We start from the raw sequence: 3,885 nt of genomic DNA, 5'->3' as shown, positions 1-3,885 counted from the left end.
TTGGCACTCGCAGCAGGGCAAAATTTTGATTTTTAGTCGCGCGAGCCTACGTCCACAACCATTAAAATCAAAATTTAGCGCAGCATAGGTAGATACGCCCACGACTGCGAACTTGCTGGATAAAAAATTAAGCCAAGAACGCAAGCGATACATAGTGCGTCTTGCGCCGTAGTCTTATTAAGACACAAACGCAAATTGCAAAATTTCGCCGCTCGCGCAAACAGCAAAACAAAGCGAGCCGCGCCGAACCGTATTTTACTACCAGAGCAAGCCTCAAATCAAAACACATTCCGCCGCCCGCCGAGCAAGCCGCAAATCAAAAACTACATTCCACCGCTCGGACAAGCTTTAAATTTAAACCGCACTTCGCCGCCGAGCCGCAAACCAAACCTGTACGCCAAATCCTGCCTAGCTGCGCAATAAAATTTGACTTTCATTTAGCCAACAAAACTTCGCACGCAAAGCCGCGATAAACAATATTATATAAATTCCTTCTCCAAAGGTTGCATCGCGTTGCCGTCTGCGTCAAAAAGCACCCGCCCGCAGACCTCGCAGACTTCATCTCTAGGCGACGGCTCGTCCGCGTCCAGCTGCCACGCTGACATCTCGCCGCACTCGCAGTTTATGACGTAAAGAATCTGCCTTTTGCGGCGCTTGCCCCACGGCGCGATATCCCAAAATAGCTCCTCACGCTTGCCTAGCTTTTTAAAATCTTTCTCGGCGTCCTTGTGCGCGACAAGTAGATAGTAAGCGTCGCTATGAAGATCCAAAGTAAAGAGCCTAAAATCGCTCTTTTTGAGCGCCTTTTGAAACTCGTTCATCAAAAATAGACTCGCATCGCCGCGCTCGAAACCCTCTTTTTTTGCTTCTTTTTCGAGCCTTGCGTAAATTTTATCGCAGTCTAGCGACACGCCGCTTTGCAGCGCATCAAGCCTAGAGCTGATAAATTTGCCTACATCTCCAGTCTCGTCCTCGCCGGCCCAGTCAAGCATCCAAACAAGCCCTTTTGCGATAAGCGCATCCAAAAACTCGCCGTCATCAAGCTCGCCTATCTTTTCAAAACCCTCCGTTTCGCCCGCCGTCAAATGCTTTAAAACGCAGCACTGATCTTTCGTCATTTTCGCTCCTTTTGATTAAATTTCCGCCTACGTGGGTCTGTTTAAATTTTATCCCAAAAAGCTTTAAGCTTGCTTTTCGCAAGTTTGGCACCGAAAGTCCGGGCTCGCGACGCACGAGCACAAAATAGGCGTGCGGGCGTGCGCAAAATACGCAAGCCATCGCAAACGGCAAGCGCAAATTTAGCTCGCGGCGGCGGGTAAAATTTACGCTATAATTTCACAAAAGCGCTAAAATTCCAACCGAAAAGGACGCAAATGCAAACGGATCTGCAAGAAAAGATCAAGGAGCTGCAGCGCAAGATCGCGCGCGAAATCACCTATTTTCAGACGGGCGGAGTGAGGCCGCGAGGCGCGATCGATGAGTGCTGGATCGGCCGCGTGCTCGCCTGCGCGGCGGATGAGGAGCTGCCTGTGGATCAAAACGGCGCGCCGATGCTTCCTCTAGCGCAGTTTTACCTGCCCGCGCTACCCTACGTGCCGCAGGTCTTGGACGACGTCAAGCTGCTTGCGGTCTTTATCTCGCAGGATCTCATCGGCAAATCCCCTGAGCAGATGGACGGCCTGTGGGCGATCCGCGAGTATAGCGACGTAAGCGAGCTCGTCATAAAGGAGCTTGCAAATCCGCGCTCACAGATAAGGCCCTTTCCTTTGCAGCCAAAATTTGCCGCGGACGATACGGCGGTCTGGGATGGCGGCGGGCTGGAGCCTGACGTCGTGCATGAAATTTTAGAGCTTAAAAGGTCGATCGGGCTCTATTATTCCGACGTCACGGCTGGGCCGGAGTATCACAACTGCACGAAATTCAGCGGCTATCCCTCCTTTTGCCAGTCGGGAGTGAGCTTCGGCGAGGGCTATCAGTTCGTTTTTCAGGTCTCTTCAGACGAAAAAGCGGGCTTTAACGTCATAGATGGCGGCAGCTTGATGTTTGCCAAAAACCCGCAAAGCGGCGCATGGAGCCTGTATTATGATTTCGATTAGGCGCGCGAAAGGCTTTAGCTTGCTGGTAAAATTCCGCCGCTTCAGGCGGGCGCCGGGAGCGAGTAAATTTACGATGAATTTTATCGGCGCACGGCTTTGAGCCTGCTCGGTGCGGCTTAAATTTTAACGGCGGCGCACCCGATCTAGATTAAATTTAAGCCGCCGAAAGACGAGCCGTATAGTTGCAGACGCGCCGAATACGGCAAGCGGGCCGTGAAAAATTCGGCGCCGCAAAATTTTAAAATTTTATAACTGAGATTTCGGCTTCGAGCTTGAAATTTAAGGCACGCTTGAAATTTTAACCCGCAAATTTAAAGGAGCAAAAATGAACGCAAACCAGCTTGCAAACATCTGGCGCAGGCCGATCTACCTGCCATATCTACAAGATCCGCTCACGCCCAAGGCGCTGCGAGCCGCAGAAGAGGAGCTAGGACACGCCCTGCCGCGCGAGCTAGTCATGATGCTAAGCATCCAAAACGGCGGCTACCTGCGCTACGAGCTAGAGGGCTACCCGCTGGATGCCGTCAGCGGCATCGGCGAGGCGCATCCGTCGCTTACGCGCTTTAGCTGGGGCGAGGAGCGCGAGTGCGTGAGCTTCGAGCTTGACGGGCTGGTGCCCTTCAGCGGCGACGGGCATTGGTATCTGTGCCTGGACTACCGCGCGAGCGAGCAGCCTGCAGTCGCCTATATCGACGTCGAATGCGATGAGCAAAGCATCATCGCGCAGGATTTCGCTTCGTTTTTGACGCTTTTGCGGCTCGACACAGGCGGCAAGATCGCGCTGCACACGGGGCTCGATCTAGACGGCACGAAGGCGCGGCTGGAGGAAATTTTAGGCGTGCGCCCAAGAGCCGCCGATCCGCAGCTTTACGGCTTTAGCGTGTATAATTTCCCTCGCGATGGCGGCGTGCTGAGCCTTAGCCCGAACGAGGTTCGGCTCGGATTTGCCAGGCGGGGCGAGCGGCGGTTTAAAGAGCTTAAAAACTTCAGCGAGCCCGCCCTGCGCTATGCTGAGCTAGACGGCAGCGCGATGATACTGGACGTTTTCAAAGAGGAGCTGATGGATGAAATTTTGCGCGAGCTTAAGGATGCGGGCTTGTGCGCACAGAGCCTAAAAGACGCGGTCGGCGCGTAAGCTTTCGCGATTGAGAGTGTAGCTTTGTGACGGCGCGCTCGTGCAATCGTCAGCGTGGGCTTGCACGCGTAAATTTAGCTCGCCGCGGCGGGTAAAATTTCGCTACAATTTTGCCGTTTCAATAAGGAGAAAACGATGAGCGTAGAATTCCGCGTCAAAAACAAAAAGCGACTGCTATTTATGGGGTATTCGGACGCCATGAGCGTTAGCAAGGCATTGGATCTGCTGCCCGATCTATCGGTATTTGGCATAGACGAGAGCGCCGAGGACTTTGACGAGAGGGCGTTTTTAAAATCGCCTTTGAGCAAGTATGAGTGTTTGATTTTGGGCGTGCGGGGCAAGAGCGGGCGCGGAATCGAGCTATAAGATATGACGAGGAGCAGCAAAGCTACGCGGTGCACGTAAATACGCCCGCGACGGTCTTTGATTGGGTTTTGGCGATCTCGTATCTACAGGCGCTATCTAAGCAGCTAGGGGGCGAGATCACGGATGAAAACGGCGAAATTTACGCTCACGACACGATAGAAGAATTCGACTACGAGCGCGATATATCGGCGGGGCTGCATTCGATAGATCAACACTTAAACGACGATACGGAGGTAAATTTTTGCTACGGGGTGCAGAGGCCTTTTGCGATAAACCGCGCGATGATGG

At 52.9% G+C, this 3,885-nt stretch carries 5 protein-coding genes; 4 read left to right on the top strand and 1 reads right to left on the bottom strand.

Annotated elements, in window-relative coordinates; genetic code table 11:
• Positions 1 to 479: 479 nt before the first annotated feature.
• Positions 480 to 1,118, bottom strand: a complete 639-nt coding sequence (locus Q0438_RS06065) for a hypothetical protein (protein WP_299188584.1) — start codon at positions 1,116 to 1,118, stop codon at positions 480 to 482.
• A gap of 255 nt (positions 1,119 to 1,373) precedes the next feature.
• On the opposite strand from Q0438_RS06065, the gene Q0438_RS06060 reads away from it, so the two are divergent.
• The 4 genes from Q0438_RS06060 to Q0438_RS06045 form a co-directional block, all read left to right on the top strand.
• Positions 1,374 to 2,096: a DUF1963 domain-containing protein gene (locus Q0438_RS06060; RefSeq protein WP_299188581.1), complete on the top strand. Its 723-nt coding sequence runs from the start codon at positions 1,374 to 1,376 to the stop codon at positions 2,094 to 2,096.
• A gap of 325 nt (positions 2,097 to 2,421) precedes the next feature.
• Positions 2,422 to 3,231 carry an SMI1/KNR4 family protein gene (locus Q0438_RS06055; protein WP_299188578.1) on the top strand — a complete coding sequence of 270 codons (810 nt, stop codon included), beginning with the start codon at positions 2,422 to 2,424 and terminating at the stop codon, positions 3,229 to 3,231.
• Positions 3,232 to 3,366: 135 nt separating this feature from the next.
• A complete protein-coding gene (locus tag Q0438_RS06050; protein WP_299188575.1) occupies positions 3,367 to 3,597 on the top strand; it encodes a DUF4299 family protein in 231 nt (76 codons plus the stop codon).
• Positions 3,546 to 3,885: DUF4299 family protein (locus tag Q0438_RS06045; RefSeq protein ID WP_299188572.1), on the top strand; the 340-nt coding region annotated here is incomplete at its 3' end. The genes Q0438_RS06050 and Q0438_RS06045, both read left to right, overlap by 52 nt.

This window comes from uncultured Campylobacter sp. (genome assembly GCF_938030785.1).
Lineage (GTDB): Bacteria > Campylobacterota > Campylobacteria > Campylobacterales > Campylobacteraceae > Campylobacter_B.
Note: the sequence above shows the minus strand (reverse complement) of the source record. Positions and strands in the feature narration are given on the sequence as shown.